The sequence below is a fragment of the Armatimonadota bacterium genome (genome assembly GCA_029907255.1).
Lineage (GTDB): Bacteria > Armatimonadota > UBA5829 > DTJY01 > DTJY01 > JAIMAU01.
Map to the genome: position 1 here is coordinate 13,771 of JARYMF010000009.1, position 18,931 is coordinate 32,701.

At 47.4% G+C, this 18,931-nt stretch carries 16 protein-coding genes; 5 read left to right on the top strand and 11 right to left on the bottom strand.

What is annotated here, in order from left to right; translation table 11 throughout:
* Positions 1-44: 44 nt before the first annotated feature.
* Genes QHH26_09450 through QHH26_09460 form a run of 3 tightly spaced genes read left to right on the top strand, consistent with a single transcriptional unit; the run spans position 45 to position 3,393 of the window.
* Positions 45-1,094: a Gfo/Idh/MocA family oxidoreductase gene (locus QHH26_09450; protein MDH7482179.1), complete on the top strand. Its 1,050-nt coding sequence runs from the start codon at positions 45-47 to the stop codon at positions 1,092-1,094.
* Between the two features lies 1 nt (position 1,095).
* Positions 1,096-2,376 (top strand): MFS transporter, encoded by a 1,281-nt coding sequence (locus tag QHH26_09455; protein ID MDH7482180.1) that lies wholly within the window; start codon positions 1,096-1,098, stop codon positions 2,374-2,376.
* 12 nt (positions 2,377-2,388) lie between these two features.
* On the top strand, positions 2,389-3,393 hold the full coding sequence (locus QHH26_09460; protein MDH7482181.1) for a sodium:calcium antiporter: 1,005 nt from the start codon (positions 2,389-2,391) through the stop codon (positions 3,391-3,393).
* A gap of 180 nt (positions 3,394-3,573) precedes the next feature.
* Here the strand turns inward: QHH26_09460 and QHH26_09465 are convergent, their stop codons facing one another.
* The 11 genes from QHH26_09465 to QHH26_09515 all read right to left on the bottom strand — a co-directional run bounded on the left by QHH26_09465 (position 3,574) and on the right by QHH26_09515 (position 16,456).
* Positions 3,574-4,425 (bottom strand): N(4)-(beta-N-acetylglucosaminyl)-L-asparaginase, encoded by an 852-nt coding sequence (locus tag QHH26_09465; GenBank protein MDH7482182.1) that lies wholly within the window; start codon positions 4,423-4,425, stop codon positions 3,574-3,576.
* A gap of 621 nt (positions 4,426-5,046) precedes the next feature.
* Positions 5,047-6,258: a hypothetical protein gene (locus QHH26_09470; GenBank protein MDH7482183.1), complete on the bottom strand. Its 1,212-nt coding sequence runs from the start codon at positions 6,256-6,258 to the stop codon at positions 5,047-5,049.
* Entirely contained in the window at positions 6,255-7,070 is an 816-nt protein-coding gene (locus QHH26_09475) for a zf-HC2 domain-containing protein (GenBank protein MDH7482184.1), read from the bottom strand. The genes QHH26_09470 and QHH26_09475 overlap by 4 nt, the downstream gene beginning before the upstream one ends.
* A 22-nt stretch (positions 7,071-7,092) precedes the next feature.
* A complete protein-coding gene (locus QHH26_09480; GenBank protein ID MDH7482185.1) occupies positions 7,093-7,704 on the bottom strand; it encodes an RNA polymerase sigma factor in 612 nt (203 codons plus the stop codon).
* A 191-nt stretch (positions 7,705-7,895) separates the two neighbouring features.
* A complete protein-coding gene (locus tag QHH26_09485; protein ID MDH7482186.1) occupies positions 7,896-9,101 on the bottom strand; it encodes a DUF362 domain-containing protein in 1,206 nt (401 codons plus the stop codon).
* Between the two features lie 5 nt (positions 9,102-9,106).
* Entirely contained in the window at positions 9,107-10,057 is a 951-nt protein-coding gene (locus QHH26_09490) for an SDR family oxidoreductase (GenBank protein ID MDH7482187.1), read from the bottom strand.
* 101 nt (positions 10,058-10,158) lie between these two features.
* On the bottom strand, positions 10,159-11,403 hold the full coding sequence (locus QHH26_09495) for a hypothetical protein (protein ID MDH7482188.1): 1,245 nt from the start codon (positions 11,401-11,403) through the stop codon (positions 10,159-10,161).
* A 163-nt stretch (positions 11,404-11,566) separates the two neighbouring features.
* The gene (locus tag QHH26_09500; GenBank protein MDH7482189.1) at positions 11,567-12,280 is read right to left on the bottom strand and encodes an ABC transporter ATP-binding protein; all 714 of its coding nucleotides are present in this window, start codon (positions 12,278-12,280) and stop codon (positions 11,567-11,569) included.
* 36 nt (positions 12,281-12,316) lie between these two features.
* Positions 12,317-13,621: an ABC transporter permease gene (locus tag QHH26_09505; GenBank protein MDH7482190.1), complete on the bottom strand. Its 1,305-nt coding sequence runs from the start codon at positions 13,619-13,621 to the stop codon at positions 12,317-12,319.
* A gap of 1 nt (position 13,622) precedes the next feature.
* On the bottom strand, positions 13,623-15,020 hold the full coding sequence (locus QHH26_09510; protein MDH7482191.1) for an efflux RND transporter periplasmic adaptor subunit: 1,398 nt from the start codon (positions 15,018-15,020) through the stop codon (positions 13,623-13,625).
* Entirely contained in the window at positions 15,017-16,456 is a 1,440-nt protein-coding gene (locus tag QHH26_09515; protein MDH7482192.1) for a TolC family protein, read from the bottom strand. The genes QHH26_09510 and QHH26_09515 overlap by 4 nt, the downstream gene beginning before the upstream one ends.
* A gap of 362 nt (positions 16,457-16,818) precedes the next feature.
* On the opposite strand from QHH26_09515, the gene groES reads away from it, so the two are divergent.
* Positions 16,819-17,103, top strand: a complete 285-nt coding sequence (gene groES, locus QHH26_09520) for a co-chaperone GroES (GenBank protein ID MDH7482193.1) — start codon at positions 16,819-16,821, stop codon at positions 17,101-17,103.
* A 144-nt stretch (positions 17,104-17,247) separates the two neighbouring features.
* Positions 17,248-18,876, top strand: coding sequence for a chaperonin GroEL (gene groL / locus QHH26_09525; GenBank protein ID MDH7482194.1), 1,629 nt, complete (start codon positions 17,248-17,250; stop codon positions 18,874-18,876).
* The last annotated feature ends 55 nt before the right edge of the window (positions 18,877-18,931 follow it).

The following is an 18,931-nucleotide window of genomic DNA, read 5'->3' on the forward strand; positions in this document are numbered from 1 at the left end:
ACTTTCAAAAGAGATATGGCGCTATATAGAAAGGAGTAAATCAATTGGCAAGAAAGATAAAGGTTGGGTTAATCGGCACAGGTTCAATCTGTCAAAGTGTTCATATCCCTGCATATCTGAAACATCCCGATGCAGAGATTGTCGCAATATGCGACATTAATCCAGAAACACTTCAAAAAGTTGGCGACCAATTAGGGATTCCCGAAAACAGGCGGTTTCTAAAATTTGATGATCTCCTCAAGCTGAAAGAGATTGACATGGTGGATATTTGCACGCCGAACTATGTGCACATGGATCCGACGGTAAAGGCTCTTAAGGCTGGAAAGCATGTCATCTGCGAAAAGCCTATTGCGCTAAATGCGAAGCAGGGAGAGAAAATGGTTGCCGCCGCCAAGGAATCCGGCAAGAAGTTGATGATTGCCTACTGCTGGCGGTGGAATGCTGGTGCCCAGGCGCTCAAGCGGTTTGCTGATTCTGGGGCACTCGGGGAAACCTATTATGCGCGTGTGCAGGCTCTCCGCAGGCGCGGAGTCCCAAGCTGGGGTGTTTTCATAGACAAGGAGAAACAAGGTGGAGGACCACTAATAGACATTGGCTGCCATGCGCTTGACCTTACCCTTTACCTAATGGGCCACCCAAAGCCGGTCTTGGCATCGGGAAAGTGCTATACAAAATTTGGGACGAAGAAAGGAACGTTCGGCGTATGGGGTCCTTGGGACTATGATAATTACACCGTTGAGGACTTTGCAGTTGGCCTTGTCAGATTCGAAAATGATGCCACGCTTGTGCTTGAATCAAGCTTCTGCGCCAACATTGAGAAGGATATTTTCAACGTAACGATACTCGGCACCGAGGGTGGTTGTTCGCTGGATCCCTTGAAAATGTATCGCGAGGAGAATGGCACGCTGATTGATGTTTCACCTGTATTTCTTCCTAAAGTAGGCACCCATGAAGCAGAAATATTTGCGTTTTTGGATGCGATTCAGAATGACAAGCCTTCACCCGTTCCGGGGGAGGAAGGTTTGATGGTGGCAAAGATTTTGGATGCAATCTATAAATCATCCGAACTAGGCAAGGAAGTCCGAATTCCTTAATATGAAGCAATTTTTGGATGGTATTTTGGCGCGGTATGGCAATTATTTAAGTACATACCGCGCTTTAGCCTGTTTAGGCGTGGTCTCGCTTATAGCGGAGTTGGCTTATGCCATTATTAACCAATCCGCAATTCCACCTTACGTTCAGGAAATTGGTCTAACTGCGCATGTCGGGCTAATCTACGCAGTGTTTCTCGGAGTCGAGACAGTATTCAAATCGCCTTTGGGATCTGTCGGCGACCGCATAGGCAGAAAGCCTTTATTGGTAATAGGTGCACTAGTTTCGTCGGTGACAGCACTTGTATTTACTTTGACCCGTGATCTATGGGCGTTGCTGGTCCTCCGATCATTTGATGGACTTGCGGCCGCTGCGATATGGCCGACAGTTACTGCTGCAATGAGCGGTAGCGTAGATTCGAGTCGTCGAACGACAGCTATGAGTGTGATGATTGTAACGTATATCTCCGGGCTTGCGCTTGGTCCTTTAATCGGAGGTTTGGCGAATGATATGACGAACTCGCGCCTAACGTCGTTCTATGTAGTTAGCGGCATGTTTCTTGTAACTGCTTTAATAGCCTTCTTTCTAACGCCATGCCGATCGAAGGAGGAGATGGACGCATCTCATGGACACGATGCTAGGCAAATGCGCCTGTCGGATCTTTTGATAGGCTTAATAGCTATGCCGGACATGATATTTCTAGCCCTTCTCGCCTTCTTTGGAATCGGGCTTTTGATACCAATAGCTAAACTTTTTGCGATGAATGAGGTTGGAATGTCGGAGACAAAGTACGGCGGTTTGTTCCTGCCGGTGGCACTTGGCGTTGCGAGCCTAAGTTTATTTTCAGGAAAGCTGGGAGACCGGTGGGGGAAGGCAAGATCGGTTAGATTGGGAATCGCATTAAGTGCCCTTGCGATGTGGGCAATTACTGGTAGCTCAGAAGTGTGGGAGTTTGCTTTGTCAGCGATGTTTCTAGGGGTAGGCTTTGTCATCGCAATGCCAGCGTGGCTCGCTCTGGTCTCCGATATGGCATCTCCGCACTCTCGAGGTGCAGTGATTGGGGCGCTAGGCACAGCGCAGGGACTTGGTGCGGTGCTGGGAGTAGCATCCGGATCATATTTGTACAAGATGGTGCCCTTAAACTTTGGGTTTATATCTTTTGAGTCTCATCGAACGCCGTTTGTGGTAAGCGCTTTGACGCTTTCGCTATGTTTCATGCTGGCTGTCATTTTTGTGCATGAGACGGAAAAGCGTAGGATTGGCAAGCTCAGAGAAGAATCTTGAGGGAATTGCTGAATGGTAAAGTCTGTAGTTACTCTCATAATGAGTTTAGTTATCATCCTCCTTGGGGCAGAGCTTTTCACTAATGGGATTGAATGGTTCGGTAAGAGACTTAGGTTGGCTGAAGGGGCAATTGGTAGCGTATTAGCGGCCGTTGGGACTGCTCTACCGGAGACAATGATTCCAGTGATGGCGTTCATCCAGGGGAGGGAAAGCCACGAGACTGGAATTGGCGCAATCGTAGGGGCGCCGCTTATGCTGAACACTCTTGCTTTCTTTGTTACGGGGGCGTCTGTATTTGTCTTTGCAGCTGCGCGGAGGCGCACCGTCGAGATGAATGTGGATTATGTTATTATGGGCCGTGACCTGAGGTCTTTCTTCCTGGTCTATGCGCTTGCAATTGGAGCTATGTTCTTGCCGGGAGGAAAGATGCCTAGGGTGATTGTAGCTTTATTCCTCATATTAACATACGCCTATTACGTTCAACAAACGTTCTGTTGTGTGACAAGTCCCAGCACTGAACATGAGCTAGGCCCTTTACACTTTCATCGCGAGGCCGAGGTGCCGCGACTTAGGATTATAGTTTCTCAAGTATTTGTTGCCTTGCTTTGCATTGTTGGCGGTGCAAAGCTTTTTGTTATACATCTGGAACCCCTTGCAAGAATGCTTGGAATGCCTGAGCTTGTTCTATCAAGCATCATTGCACCAATAGCTACAGAATTGCCAGAGAAGTTTAACTCGATAACCTGGATTCGCCAGAAAAAAGATACCCTCGCTCTTGGGAATATAACAGGCGCCATGGTTTTCCAAAGCAGCATCCCCCCTGCATTGGGCTTGATATTCACATCATGGGTATTCAATGCCGAGGCGTTGGCCGCTGGACTGATTGCTATTGTGGCGTCAATGTTTGCATGGGCTGAGTTGACTTGGAAGAAGCGGCTTAGCCCTTATACCCTCACCGCTGGAATTATATTCTACCTATTATATATCGGGGTTTATTTCATCTTTTTGTCGAAGTAGTATCTAGCCCAGTGAGCAAAGCCGCTTAAACTTCACTCCTTTGAAGGTGCATTGGATTTGTATTAGCTAATTCAGCGTTTAAATCAGGTTTCTGACAGTGCTCACTTATGCGAGAAATTCTCATTTGATGAGAATTTGAGGGGACGGGACATATAGTGATTTTTCAAAAAACCAGTGTTTTTATGCAGGGGGGATTGCAACCAACTCTGTTCCTTCGGGTCGTGCGATTGCAACATTAAAGCCTTCGCGACTGGCGGATGCGCCCCAGTTGCCAGACTTGTCGAGAGCTAATACTGCCACTGTCACATTGCGAAGGTGAGGTTCTTCGCTTATGGCCCACTTGATAGTTGAGTAACAGGCAGAGGAGGGATCTTTCCCTCGGCGCATTTCCTCAACTATTCTGAAGCTCATGCAGTAGCGCATGATGTGTTCGCCGACGCCGGTGGCTGCGGCAGCTCCGACGGCTTTATCGCAATAAAGGCCGCTTCCAACAAGGGGAGTGTCTCCAACACGGCCGGGTAGCTTGTATTTGATGCCGCTTGTTGAAGTGCCGACACAGAGGTTGCCATTCTGATCAAGCGCGATAATGCATACGGTGTCATGGGATTCATTGGGCGCATGAGCAAGCTTCCATTCCTTCCATTTTGCTTTCTCACGCTCGATGAGCAGATTCTGCGGTTTGAACCCTTGCTCAATGGCGAACTGTCGAGCGCCTTCCCCAATAAGCAGGCAGTGAGGAGTTTGCTCCATGACACGCCGAGCAACGGAGATGGCCTCTTTGATATCTCTCAGCCCAGCTACTGCGCCGTAGCGTCTGCCGTTGCCTAGCATTATTGCGGCGTCAAGCTCCACTATGCCTTCTGAATTGGGTGCACCGCCAATGCCAACGGAATCAACTTGCAAATCATCCTCGACTTTCCTAATGCCATTCTCAACTGCATCGAGGACTGACTTGCCTTCAAGAAGGCTTTTTATGGTTTCCTGTGCTCCTTTTGCGCCAAACTTCCAAGTGGCAATTGCTATTGGTTCCAACTATACACTCTCGTTTTTGGCGATTATTGGTTCTATGCAAAACCGGCAGGCAGCTTAATTTTAGTATACTGTGGACCTTGGGTACCTAATCTTGCACGTGCTGTAGTAATAGTAAAAAATGTTGTGGGCTAATTCAAGAAATTTCAAAAAAATCACCGTAAAAGTGCTTGATTGGCATGATTCTTGAAGTGTTTGAAATTGGGTGATTGCAAGAAACTTTTTTCATCGTTTCCTAAATAGCAAGAAAAATCCTGCTATAGACGCAATGGCAGGATTTTTCTTCTTTTTTCTTAAAGTACGAGCCTTAAGAGGTGGAATTGGCACAAATTTTGCAAGTATTTTTGCTTGGAAAGAAACATCTTTTTCTCCTTCCTTACCTTTGCCTGCGGAGACGTTTCCGCAGGCATATTTTTTGTGAAATTATTTTAACCATGAGCAAGGGATAGCGCTTGCCTGGTAAAAATTTTGGGTCAAATCTATGAAAGTCGAGGAATTGGCACAAATTTTGCAAGTATTTTTACTTGGAAAGCAACATCTTTTTCTCCTTCACATTTCTTGGCCTGTGGGCAGGGCTCGCAGGCTTTTTTGTTTAAACGACTGGGAAAACGCATCTATTTTTTATTAGTCAGTTGTCTTAATATAAATAGCCCCATTAACCGCTTCAAGGGATATCTTTGCCTTTCCTGAGCCTAAAATAAGCTTCAGCCTATCTTTATCCTCAATCTCCGGCTTAATTGATGTTAAATTTTGGACACTGCCTTTGGTTGCCTGGGCGGTAATCTCTGCTGAGGCATTCTTGGGTAGCTCGATAGTAATGTCGTCACCCGTCGCACCAACGACCATCTCGCCGGTCTCAACCCGCGAGAATGAAATGGCGATCTCAGCGCCGGTTGATTTTAGCATATGCACACCGCCAACCAGCGGGAAGTCTTTTAAGGCGATTGGAGCGCCAATGGATACAACGCTGAGTCGCGCTGGTCTAACAGGCTTTGACGGAGCGATTGTAATGGAGCCCTCCGTTGGCTCGAAGAGAGTCGGTATACCTGCCGGCACAGATATACGGTCGACAGCCAACCTTGCGGCGAGATTCAATACAAGGCGCTCATCTATGCGGGAGAGCTCTCCAATGTCGTCTGTGCTGCCAAGGACCCTGATTTCGACGGTGTTTCCTTCGACGAGAAGAACGTTCAAGTCGGATCTTATGGATTTGATGTGTACTTTTTCGGATGGTGGAACCGATATCGGTTGCCCGGCTGGAATCCTGGAGCGTGAGGTGACCTCAATCGCAGGTTCTTCACCTTGTTCCTCAGGAGACATTTTCTTAAGCATTTCTGGAATTTTGCCTTGGGTATTGCCAATCTTTGAGGGGTCCATGGTTCCGAATAACCGCGTTATGTTCACATCTCGATTCTTCCCTACGCGTGGACCAACAAAAATAATTAGTATCCCCTTGTTCTCATGGAACAATATTGCGCTTGCTTCGTCGCGAGCAAGGCTTTTGTCCATTGTCTTCCATTCTTGGCTGGTGATTGCGGGTTCATAAAATTTCAAAATCTGCTCGGGCTCCGAGGTTGCGTCCACTCTAGTCATTACGATACTGACCTGTTTCAACTCCTTGAGGCCGAACAAGGGACCGAACTCCTTTGCTAGGTCATCAAGCACCTTGCCGGATGGCCAGTTGATTTCTCTTAATGTCTTTGCCCCTGGATACAGCGGAAGTTCAAGCTGTTCAAGCATGCTTTTTTTTGCAGGGGCGGCATGTAAGGCCGTGATTGAAATAACGGAAATTAATATGCTTAATATTGCTAACGTTGAGAAACGTCCGCTTCTCACAGTGTGCCTCCTTTTTCTACAGCCGTATTTATGTTTTCGCTATTTGTTCGCTCTGCTAGAATATCAGCGGTTTTTTGAAGGGTACCTCTCAATATTTCTAAGGTCTCGTTCATTGTCATTCCCGTTACTCCTAGATTGGATGCGACTACTACACTTGCCTCTTCATGTGATTTTTGTGCGGCAACAATGCTGTGTAAGATTTCAGCTTCCGATGGCTTTTCTTCAAAGATTTTGTCTGCGGATTTATTTTGCAAGCCTTCAGCAAGGGTGGGATGTGGGCTCCTTTTGGCAATGATGGTTTGAGCAACTTTGGGTTTATGGTGTTTGCCTTCTCTTGTGTTTTGAGCAGTTGCCTGTACTGGACGCGATTTTGTTGCCGTATGATTTTGACCTTTGACTGAATTTGCCGTCTCCAGTTTTGTAGGAGTCTTTGTTGCCTGAACAATAGCAGGCTTTTTGTTTGGAAGTGATGGCGGCTCAGGACGGCTGATCAAAAAGAAGCCAAACGCTAGCAGTGTCGCAACAAGTCCTGCCGTGGCGGCTCCCACAGCCCAACGAGGCTTACGGGTGGCAGGTCGCTCTTGCTCCGCCAGAAACTTTTCTAGTTTATAGGCGAAGTTCTCTGCAAGCCAAGGCGAGGGTTCCTCGTCCTCCCAGAGCGCCATGGTTTCGCGCAGAGCAACAAGCGTGGTATGCTCTTCACGGCATGCCGAACATTCGGCAAAGTGTTGCTCCAGAAGGCGCTTTTCGCGTTCCGAAAGCTCGCCGTCTATTGCAGCAGAGGCCAGAATTCTAGCTTTTTTACATCTCATTGCCATTACCTCATTCGGCAGTTTATGCAGGAGCCTTTAGGTATCCTAGTCTTTCCTTGAGCTTCTGCCTGGCGCGGAAGATTAATACCTTCACGCTTCCAATTGGGCAGCCGAGAACATCGGCAATCTCTTTGTATTCCATGTCGTGATACTCTCTTAAGATGATTGCCGTTCGCTCCTTTTCTGGAAGTGTGTTTATTGCTTCTTCGATTGCATTCCGAAGCTCAACTCGAATCAAGTGATTTTCGACAGATGAATTGCCTGTTTCAAAGTAAGGCTCTATTTGATTATCCGAGTGATTTAGTCCTATGTTGTCGTCAAGTATTGTTTCAGGACGTCTTGCTCGATGCCTGAGATAATCTCGGCATTGGTTTCCGGCAACGGAAAAAAGCCAAGTTGTAAACTTTGCATCTGAACCGCGAAAGGTCTGTCCAAATCTACACACTTTCAGGAATGTTTCCTGAACAAGATCTTCCGCAGTCTCCCGACAACCCACCATTCGGAAAAAGAAGTTGAACAATGGCTTTTGGAACCTAGCGAAAAGCTCCTCCATGGCAGATGAATCGCCCGCTTGGAACCTCGCCATCAGTTCCTCGTCGGTCTCCCTGGCTTGATTCGTTGCCGCATGCATCATAAATGTATACGCTCCATCGTGGAGAAGGTTAACAATTTGTGTTTGTTGCAGGAGCTAATAGAAAGTTTGCGTGCAAAGCGTATCAGCAAAAATAGTCCGAAATATGAGTGGCTACAACAAGTAGCTCAATGTTCGACAGATGTTTTGTTCTTTGTATGATTGTTGCTTTTTGGAGCAAAAGTATTTTGCATCTAGCTTACCATATCTTTAGCTCGTATCCTGAACCGCATTGGCGGGCAAGCATACTCGGCTTCGAGCCGCCCTTCAAGGAGCAGATGGTCCCTCAAGCGCCGTATTGATTTCGAAGAAAGGCAACAGTCGCCGAGCATTATTACTTTTCCAGGAAGCTTCTCAGGAACAGGGGGTTCCTTGCCGAGGATTAGAGTAATCTCGCGGCTGCCATCGAAAATTCCTTCTTTGGCTAGCTTATCTAAGCCTCTTCGAATATAGTATTGACATGATCGACAGTATTCTCCGGCGATGATTTTCAAGCCAGGAAATAACTCTGAATCAAAGGCAATATTCGGCCTGGCAAAATGCCTGCGGACCGACTCTACACTTTCTCCAGCTACAGTAATCTTGGAAAGGTCACCTATTCCGAGGCCCTGCTCGTGTGCAATCTTTGTGGTATCAATTTCCATTGGGTCGAATCCCATTACCGAGGAGGCAACGGCATCTAAAGCGACAACATCGCGTGAGGCTACAATAATGCCCATGTCCACCGGCGTGCCCTCTTCGGCATGGTCACCCTCTAGAGCCGTAATGCCATCTAGGACCGTGAGGTCTGGCTTTCTGACTCGGAGGAAGTCGGTAAGTTTGGAAGGGAGCTCGTTATAGCTGTGCCCGAAAAGTTTGTCCTCATCTGAGATTGCACCGTGCATGTTCTTAATTCCGAGTGTTACGAGTGTGAGGCTGTGGATTTTCATGACCGGCACATTGATTAGGACGTCGGCTTCTAATACTGGCCGCGGAATGCGAACTTTGTTTAAAACAAGCCCTCCGACGACGTCGGTTTCAAGCCATTCTTCTTCGTCAAAGAAAACCATTTTTCCGCCTGCAGCCTCGACTGCAGCAGTCATGCCAACCACTTCGGAGCAAGCGCGTGTTGTATTGTTTGCCTTTCGGAATTTGGCGGTAGAAATGCTCCTCCCCTCGCCTACAAGTACTTCGCGGGCACCCGCCTCTTGGGCAATTTTTATTAGCGCAACCACTACCCTTGGGTCGGTTGTCATTGGCGCAGGATTTGGGGCAAAAATATTAGGTTTGATTAAGACCGTTTGCCCACTTTGAATTAGATTGTCCGATTTTATAAGATTTAGGGCTTGTCTTACAGCTTTGAGTATTGTATCTTTGGAGTATGGGGTCTGGGCCTTTGTAATTGCAACTATTGGTTCCATGGGCGTTAAATTGTTCTTTCCTCTTTCATTTTTGAGTAAAACCATTCGATGGTTTTTACTAATCCTTCTTCAAGGCTTACTTTCGGCTCCCATTTTAAAATGCGCTTTGCCTTGGAAATATCTGGGCGGCGTTGTCGAGGGTCGTCGGCAGGTAGAGGTGCGAAAGTTATCTTGGATTTGCTTCCCGTCAACTTTAGAACTAAGTTAGCAAAGTCAATGACTGTGATTTCCTCTGGATTACCAAGGTTGACTGGTTCGTGCTCGTCAGACAGGGCGAGTCGGTAAATGCCCTCGATTAAGTCTGAAACATAACAAAGGCTTCGTGTCTGCCTGCCGTCGCCATAGATTGTAAGTGGCTCGCCTTTCAAAGCTTGGGTAATGAGCGTTGGAACCAGCCTTCCGTCGTCTCTCCTCATGCGAGGGCCATAGGTGTTGAATATTCGAGCAATTTTCGTGTCCACGTTATGTGTATTGTGGTATGCCATTGTCATTGCTTCTGCAAACCGCTTGGCTTCGTCATAAACGCCTCTGGGGCCAACTGGGTTCACGTTGCCCCAGTAAGTTTCAGTTTGAGGATGCACTTGTGGGTCGCCATAAACCTCCGACGTTGACGCTAGGATGTACTTTGCTTTATGCGCGGTAGCAAGTCCTAGGGTCTTATGGGTGCCAAGTGAGCCAACCTTGAGTGTTTGAATTGGATATCGTAGGTAATCAATTGGGCTGGCAGGTGAAGCGAAGTGAAAAACAAAGTCTGCTTTTTCCTTTAGAAAAAGGTATTCCGTTACGTCGTATTTTATGAATGAAAAACTCTCTTTGCCAAGATGATGGACGATATTATCCGTAGTTCCGGTAATTAGATTATCCATCACCGTAACTGCATAGCCCTTCTCAAGTAGAAGGTCACATAGGTGAGATCCAAGAAACCCTGCCCCGCCAGTTATTAGTGCATGCTCCATTATGGTCCTCGACTTTCAGGCCAGTGAGGATTTTTCATGGGCATTATAGGAATATGGGTTCTTCTATGTCAAACCGATTTCAAAAAGTTTTGGTGGCACAGCTATTTCGCCAGCAGTTTTAGCAGCCTTCCCTCACCGGGCCTAAGATGTATGGTTGTTTTTCCCTTATCTAGCTTAAGTTTATGCATGGCTCCTGTTTTCGAGCTCATTTCTTCAACATTCTTAATAGAGCCTTTAAATGAAAGAATAACGGTGGAATCCTTTCTTAGGTTTCGGTTGACCACCATTGCCCATGTAGAGCCGTCTTCATGACGGAATATGCCCAAGACAGTGGGTAGCTCTGAAGTTACGCTAATGGGTAGGTCGGGGCTAAGTGGCTTGCATGCGGATGGCACATCGCCTGAGTGGTAGACCCCGGTGGACGTTAGCTTGACCAACACTTTGCCAAGAACTTTTAGCTCGCCATTTATCCGTTTTGACTGATTGAAATGTTCCGTTCGATTGCCTTTTTCGTCGAGAATTCCATTGTGAAAGTTCCAGAATTCATCGTGGGGGGTCCAGTAAGTGAAATATAGGATTGCCTTGTATCCATAAGCAAGCGCATTGTAAATCTGCCAGCGGAGGTCGTCTTCCGTCGGGTTTCTATATTGGCCATGCGGTGTGACGAGCATTATGAAGCAGGTGGGGACGCCATATTTTAACCCCGCAGCCCGCACCACTTCCAGATTATGGAAGAAACTGCCCAAATTAGTTGGATTTTCGGGATCGCAGGCCATCATGATGTAATGGTCATAGCTTAGTATCCTGGGCTTGACTAAGGTGCAAAATTGTTCGACGTGCTCTTCGTAGGTCTTATTACCTAATTGCGCTTCGCTTGCGTAGTTTGGAAAAAGATTTATGAATGGCATGTGCTTTGGGTCTTTCTTTGTTAGGTATTGATTTATTGCCGCCAGCTTAGGGAAGGCAGAAGAGTTCGGTTCGTCTGTAATGAAGTATCCTGCAGTGGCTGGATGGTTCGAGTAATCTGCAATTACTGCGTCGAGGTTAGAAGTAAAATCTGGATCGTTTGGCTCTTTTGCCAGGATGCGTGCATCAGGAATGATATATTTGAGCCCATGCTTTGCACAAGCATCAAGTATTGCCTTGTTCTGCTCAACTGTGACTCCTGCGCATGGTGGCATTGCGTGCGTGAAATTGCACTCGGCGACTTCGGCGTATCGGGCATCTAAATTATCATTGGGCAACGGTCCGCACCAATAACTGATTATAAACTCGTCTAGAGCAGTGGCAGGCACCGCTATTGATATCAAAACCGATAGGCTAAGAATTAGCATTAGATTCATCATATCGCCTCCAAAATATTCAACTTTATTTTAAAACCCCGTTTCAACAAATTTGTTGTATTGTCCTGCCCGGACAGCGGTTGAAAGTTCACTTGGCAGCAGCTACCATAGGTTGGCTCCTAGCCTGATTCGATGGCAATTATGAATAGAAACCTAAGGCTTGCTTTTATATGGAGACTCCGCGGGGTTCGATTATAATTTGGTCGTTGACTGGCTCGTCGGATTCAAGTAGGCCGTCGCGGAAGCGAAGTATGCGCTTGCAATATCGAGCGATGTCATGCTCGTGGGTGACTATTACAACCGTCCTTCCTTGTTCGTTTAGGCGTTGAAAAATCGCCATAATTTCGATGCCTGTAGCGGTGTCTAGATTTCCAGTCGGTTCGTCGCCAAGAATTAAGGGCGGGTCGTTGACGAGCGCTCTTGCAATAGCTACTCGCTGTTGTTCCCCACCAGATAATTGCATCGGTGTATGCCGTATTCTGCCACCCAATCCCACCGATTCGAGAATTCTTCGCCCCAATTTGCTGTCGCGCCGGCGTCCAGCGTACATCAATGGCAACAGGGTATTATCGAGCGCTGTAAGACGAGGCAGAAGGTTAAAGCTCTGAAATACGAAGCCTATCTTCCTATTTCGAATTGCCGCGCGTGACGCATCGCTCAACTTGCTTACGTCTTGCCCATCAAGGATGTACGTTCCCGACGTCGGCCGGTCAAGGCAGCCAATTATGTTAAGCAGTGTAGACTTGCCGGATCCAGAGGGTCCCATTATTGCTACAAACTCGCCCCGGTCGATTTTAAATGAAACTCCTCGCAGAGCAGGTATTTCTACGCTACCAATTCTGTATGTTTTTACTAGATTTTGAATTATGATTAGCGGCATTGATTCTTAAACCTAAGGTTTAAACTTATATTGCTTTTAAGAGTAGCGGAGTGCTTCTATCGGGTCTACCATAGCCGCTCTGATAGCTGGGTACATCCCAAAGATAACCCCCACCATTGCTGAGACGCCAAAAGAGACAATGATTGCCTGCATGGATACAACAGTGTTCCAATTAGCATAAACTGATATGGCTCGCGCGCCCCCGATTCCTAGAAATACGCCAATCAATCCGCCTGCACAGGTGATAACCAGAGCTTCTAGCATAAATTGGCGGATAATGTCCCATCTAGTTGCTCCAATGCACCGCCTGATTCCAATCTCGCGCGTTCGCTGAGTAACGGTAGCGAGCATAATATTCATAATTCCAATACCACCGACGAGTAGCGAGATGCTTGCGATGGCTGCCATAACAATATTAAATATTCGCTGAGTTTGCTGGCTTTGGCGGAGTAGTTCTGCAGGTATGATAATCTCATAGTCGCGAATTCCGCGATGTTGGCGGTGAAGCACAGAACGGATAACAGAAGCAGTTGGCACAGTGGCGGCATCGTTTTCCACTTGAATTATGATTTCTGTAATTGGGTTGTCTGCCTTATTTGGGCGTGCCATCAGCCTTCTGGAGAGCTGTCGCAGTAAGATATAGTCCGATGGCACTGCTTCCTGAGAGCTAATCTTAAAGTCAATGAGAGAAATAGTAATCGGAATGTAAACGTCTGAATTTAAATCTCGGAGGGCTGCAAATGCTTTAGCCGCCCCTACTTCTTTGGGCTCCATTAGACCGACTACGCGAAACAATCGTCTTCCTATCTTGATGTTCTTGCCAATTGGGTCGTCGAATCCGAAAAGCTCCCTCCTAGCGGCCGCTCCCAGCACGCAGACCGGGCGATTTTCTCGTATATCTATATTGTTAAGAAAGCGCCCTGTCTGGAGTTTGGTGCGTGTTACGTATATATACTCGGGAGTTGTGCCTACTATTTTAACAGGAACAGGTTTATCGCCAATCTTGACGTCGGCGAAAACCTCTCGAAGAGGTACAACGTGCTTGGCATAGTCGCAAACTTCCCTGATGCTTTCTGTATCGGAGTATTTTAATCCATATGGCGAACGTTCCTGCGCTTTTTCTAATAGCTCGCCAGATATCAGAGCCCGTCTTACGTGGACGACGTCAATACCCATTAAACGAATTTGCTCAAGGGCTTCTTGCTTTGCTCCCTCCCCAATGGAAACCATGGCAATTACTGCGGCTACTCCGAAGATTACGCCCAGCATTGTGAGGATTGAGCGTAACTTATGGGAGAGTAGCTCTGTGAGACCGGTGTGGATCGCTGCAAGGATTCCCATATTACTCCTTTTTCGCTTTTGGAACTGGCGGTGCTGTGGGCTCTTGTTTAGTCACGCCTGGCGCTGTGCTGCCTGCCTCTTGTAACTCAAGCTCTCGGGTTGGATCACGGAGGGCAATTACCTGTCCTTTTTTCAATCCCTTGGTGACGCAGACAAAATTGTCATTATACTTGCCGGTTTTTATGGGAACGCGGGTGAATTTGCCACCTGATTTAACGTAGACAAACGTTTTGTTCCCCTGCTCGACTACCGCTTCAATCGGGATGTAAATAGCATTCTTAATTTGGTCTACTATAAATTCTAGGTTTGCAGTCATGCCAGGTTTGATAAGGCGGGGATTATTCTCTTTTACGGAAACTTTAACCTCAAAGTCCTTTTTTCCTGGCGTGCCGCCTTCCCATGGCGATAGCTCAGTAGCAAGACTCGATATGCTAACGACTCGGCCGTGGAAGACTTTATTCGGCACAGCCTCAAGCCGAATAAGTACGGGCATGTCAAGGCGTACTCTTGGAGCGTCAGCTTCGCCTACGCGAACTTTCACCATCATTTTAGATAGGTCAGGCAAGCGGCAAATTGTTTGTTGGGGCCTTACATCGTCTCCTTCTTGAAGCTTGCGGCGGCCGTCTCCCATCCAATCTTCTGTCAAAACAACTAAACCAGCCGCCGGCGCTCTAATGCGAGTTTTTTCTCGGTCATCTTCTGCTTCTGCCAGCGCTTCATCAGCTAAGCCCTTGCGAAACTCCACATTTTTAACGTCTGCCATTTTTTGCTTTTCTTTGGACTCGCATTCTTTTTTCTTTAATTCAAGTTGGGCCTCGCCTTTCATGACGGCAAGCTCCTTAGAGCGAACCTCGCCTCTTGCCTGCTCAACCTGTTCGCCTGTCACGAGCTTTTCAGCAAGAAGTCGCTCCATTTTTGCAAGCTCGTCTTTTGCAAGCTTTAGTTCGTTCTTGTCGAAGTCAAGCTGGGCCTGGGCTTGCATAAGGTCGGTCTTGTTTGCTTCTTGGAGAAGTTGCAACTCTGCTTGAGCCCGCATTACTTCCGCCTCTGCGTTCCTTGCTTCCAATTTTTTAGTACGAATCTCGCGCTCAATGTCTTTACTATCCAGGAGTGCTATTAGGTCACCTTGAGAGACCATTGCACCATCGTTAATAAGGTAAATGATCTTGCCGCTTATGCCAGCGGTAACTGCAACCGACTTCTCTGCTTCTAGGGTTCCTATGGCTGGAAAGCTAATTGTGAATAGGCCTTGTTTTACCCTAGTGGTAGGGATATAGACTTCTACCTTTTTCGGGGCAAAGTACTGTCGGTAAAGAGGCACTCCCCAGTGCTGTATTGCAAAGACAATGATTGCTAACCCAAGAACACGGCTTCCCCAAATTTTTATCTGCTCTTTCATTTTGAACCTATCTTTGTAAGATCCTCTCCCATAGCGTATTTGAGTTCTAACGTTGCTAGATACAAGTCGATTTTGGCGGAGATAATCCCCATCTCCGCATGGGTGAGCGCTTCTTGTGCACTCAAAACATCTCGGTTGTCACCTTCGCCTTCCTCTACCATCCTCTCAGCAATATGAAGGTTTTGTTTTGCAACTTCTAAGTTTGTGGTTAGTATTTCAAGTGAGGTAGCTGTAGATTCAAGCGCACGATATGCACTGCGAACTTCTTCGGCGATTCGCTCCATCTGAAAGGCACGTTCTTCGTTTAATATGTTGAGCTCACGTTCGACAATTGCTTGTTCCTCTTTAATCGCTCGTTTGTCTAGAGGCAATCGAAGCTCAAGCCCAATAGTAGTAGTACCAAGGTCGAATAAGGATGATGAGAAAACGCCTCTATCGGCATTTGAGGAGCGGAATCTTGTGAAAATATCAAGGCCAGGTCGAAATTCTTCTTTGGCAATGGCAAGCCTTCGTTGCTGAGTTGCTAGACGCTCATCATAAACTGATAGCTCGACGCGATTCTTGAGAGCCTGCGCAATGGCTTCCTCAAGTGTGGGAACTTCAGGGTTGACCTCTGGCACTGGGTCGATAAGCTCGGGGGTTTTGCCAATGCCAACACCGATTGCTAGCATTAAGCGGTCGATGGCTGCCTTTGCTGCTTCGCGTTGGCTGTTTAATCGCTCACGAGTCTGCTGAACTTGAACTTCTGCTCTATATACGTCGATGCCTCTTGCAAATCCGGCCTCTTCCCGCCGTTTGGCGAATCTTGCCGATTGCTCCACAAGTTCAAGAGCTTTTTCTTGGACTTTAACTTGCTCGCGTGCCTCGATTGCTTTGAAGTACGCTCGAATTACATCAAGCACGGTTGACTGCTGAGTTCGGTAAAGCTCCTTGTCTTGAATAATCATTTCGCTTTGGGCCGTTAAAACTTTATCTGCCTTTGGGGATAGAGGACCCTTGCGTCTAGTTAATGGGTGGCGAATTGATAAATCTACCGTGCTCGATTCATTGCCCGAAGCAAATGGGGATATGTTCAAGGATGCCTCTGTCCCCATCATATTTTCATAGCCAAGGCTTCCAAATATGGAATTAGAAAGCTCCGACTCGCCAGGCATCCGCTCGAAGCTGGTGTTTGCTCCCACAGAATAGGAAGTAAGTAGTTCTGCCACACGTAGCCTTGAAAGAGCTGTTAACTGGTTTGATTTTGCGCTCTTTAAGTTCACATTTGCAGTTAGAGCAAGCTTAACAGCATCCGCGACCGAAAGCTTTTCTGGCACTGTTTCGGCTTGGGCGGCTGTCGTCACCGCAGTCAAAGTTAGAACTATCAGTGATATCGAAAGAATCGAATGACGCATGGGATTTTTTTCGTGGGTAAGTTTCTGAACTAGCAACGTCATTATACCTTGTAACTGCATCTGATTTCAATACTGGCAACCGTTCAGAAAGCGTTAATTCAGAAGTTTGAAGCAATTTTATGTGAAATCCAAAGTTTAGACGAGCAAACTCTCTATGAGGTGAGCAGTAGCGCGATGAAATCTTTAAAAGCAAAATATTTAGGGTTTCTGGGGGAATCGCTTCTTTAAAGGCTACGAGAGCAGGTTTATTAACGGAGGTGGAAGGGAAAATATTTCAAAGAAAGTTCATATTGCTAGCTTGACAAATTTGTCAAGTCCTGATATAAATACTGGTTGCCCATTAGCACTTAAGTTATTTGAGTGCTAATAACTCACTGTTTTTAAATTAGGAGGTGATTTGTTCGATGTTAAAACCCATTGGTGATAAAGTGATCGTGAAACCCAAGGCTGAAGAGGAGAAGACCTCAGGTGGCATCATCCTACCAGATACTGCCAAAGAGAAGCCGCAGGAGGGCACAGTGATTGCCGTTGGACCCGGGAAAATTCTGGAAAATGGCGAAAGGAAGCCCATGACAGTAAAGGAGGGTGACACCGTCATCTATTCGAAATACGGAGGCACCGAGGTAACCGTCGAAGGTGAGGATTACATAATCCTAGATGAGGATTCCATACTTGCAATTCGAGCCTAAGAATGTTTTGAAATTGCAAGGAGGAAGAAGATAAAGCTAGATTCTGAAAGCAAATTTTTTTCCTAACATTCAAAATAGTTTCTTCTTCCTAGAGACACATTAAAAATATGCACTACTAGTCATGAGAAAAGGAGGAACGTGAGCATGGCTGCAAAAATGATAGCCTACAGTGAGGAGGCAAGACGAGCACTCGAGCGTGGCGCAAATGCAGTGGCATCTGCAGTTAAGGTTACACTTGGCCCAAAAGGCCGCAACGTAGTACTCGATAAGAAATGGGGCGCCCCAACAATCACCAAAGATGGAGTTACTGTCGCCAAAGAGATTGAGCTAGAGGACCCTTATGAGAACATGGGTGCTCAGCTTGTTCGTGAAGTCGCATCGAAGACAAACGATGTCGCAGGCGATGGAACAACAACCGCTACTGTTCTTGCGCAGGCGATAGTGAACGAAGGTCTTCGCTATGTGGCAGCAGGTGGCAACCCCATGATGGTCAAGAAGGGGATTGAGCTTGCGGTTGCTAAGGCCGTTGAGGAAATCAAAAAGCTGAGTACGCCAGTGACTGACAGAGAGTCAGTTGCAAGCGTTGCATCAATCGCCGGAAATGACAAGGAAATTGGCGAGATAATTGCTGATGCAATGGATAAGGTGGGAAAGGATGGCGTAATTACAGTTGAGGAGTCAAAAGGCACCGGGACGACATTGGAAGTCGTAGAAGGTATGCAATTTGACAAAGGATACATCTCTCCATACTTCGTCACCGATGCGGAGAGGATGGAGGCCGTCCTTGAGGATCCGCTAATCCTTATCCATGAGAAGAAGATAAGCGCCGCAGCCGATCTAATCCCGCTACTTGAGAAGGTTGCAAGCGCTCGCAAACCGCTGGTAATAATCGCTGAGGACGTAGATGGTGATGCGCTAGCGACTCTGGTTGTCAATAAGATTCGCGGCACCTTGCAGACTGTTGCAGTGAAGGCGCCTGGCTTTGGTGACAGACGCAAGGCAATGCTGGAGGACATAGCCATCCTTACAAACGGCAAGTTCATCTCGGAGGACCTTGGTCTGAAGCTTGAGAATGTTGACCTCTCAATGTTGGGCCAGGCGAAGAAAGTTATAGTTACCAAGGAAGACACAACTATAGTTGAAGGTGCCGGAAGCCCAGAGGCAGTCAAGGGCAGGATTGAGCAAATACGCCGCCAAATTGAGACTACCGAGTCATCCTATGATAAGGAGAAGCTTCAAGAGCGGCTTGCAAAGCTTGCCGGTGGCGTTGCTGTGATTAAGGTAGGTGCTGCGACCGAGACCGAGCTAAAAGAGAAGAAGCATCGCTTTGAGGACGCTCTTTCCGCGACTAGGGCGGCGGTCGAAGAGGGCATTGTCCCTGGCGGCGGTGCAACGCTGATTAATGTCATTCCTGCGCTCGAGGGTTTGGGTACCGACCCAGATGAGAAAGTGGGCGTCAACATCGTGCGCAGAGCACTCGAAGAGCCGCTCCGCCAGATCGCTGAGAACGCCGGCCTTGAGGGTTCGGTCGTCGTTGAGAAGGTCAAAACCCTACCGAAGGGCCATGGCCTAGACGCGTTGACCGAGCAATATGTTGACCTGACAAAGGCTGGCATTGTTGATCCGGTGAAGGTGACCCGCTCGGCATTGGAGAATGCGGCAAGCATTGCCTCAATGATTCTCACGACCGAGGGACTCGTTGCCGAGAAGCCCGAGAAGAAGCCAGCACCTGCTGGGCCTCCCGGGGGCGGATACGGCGAGGACATGTACTAAGCAGTATTTAATGAAGCAGACAATTGGGGCAGGTCCATCATGGGCCCGCCCCTCT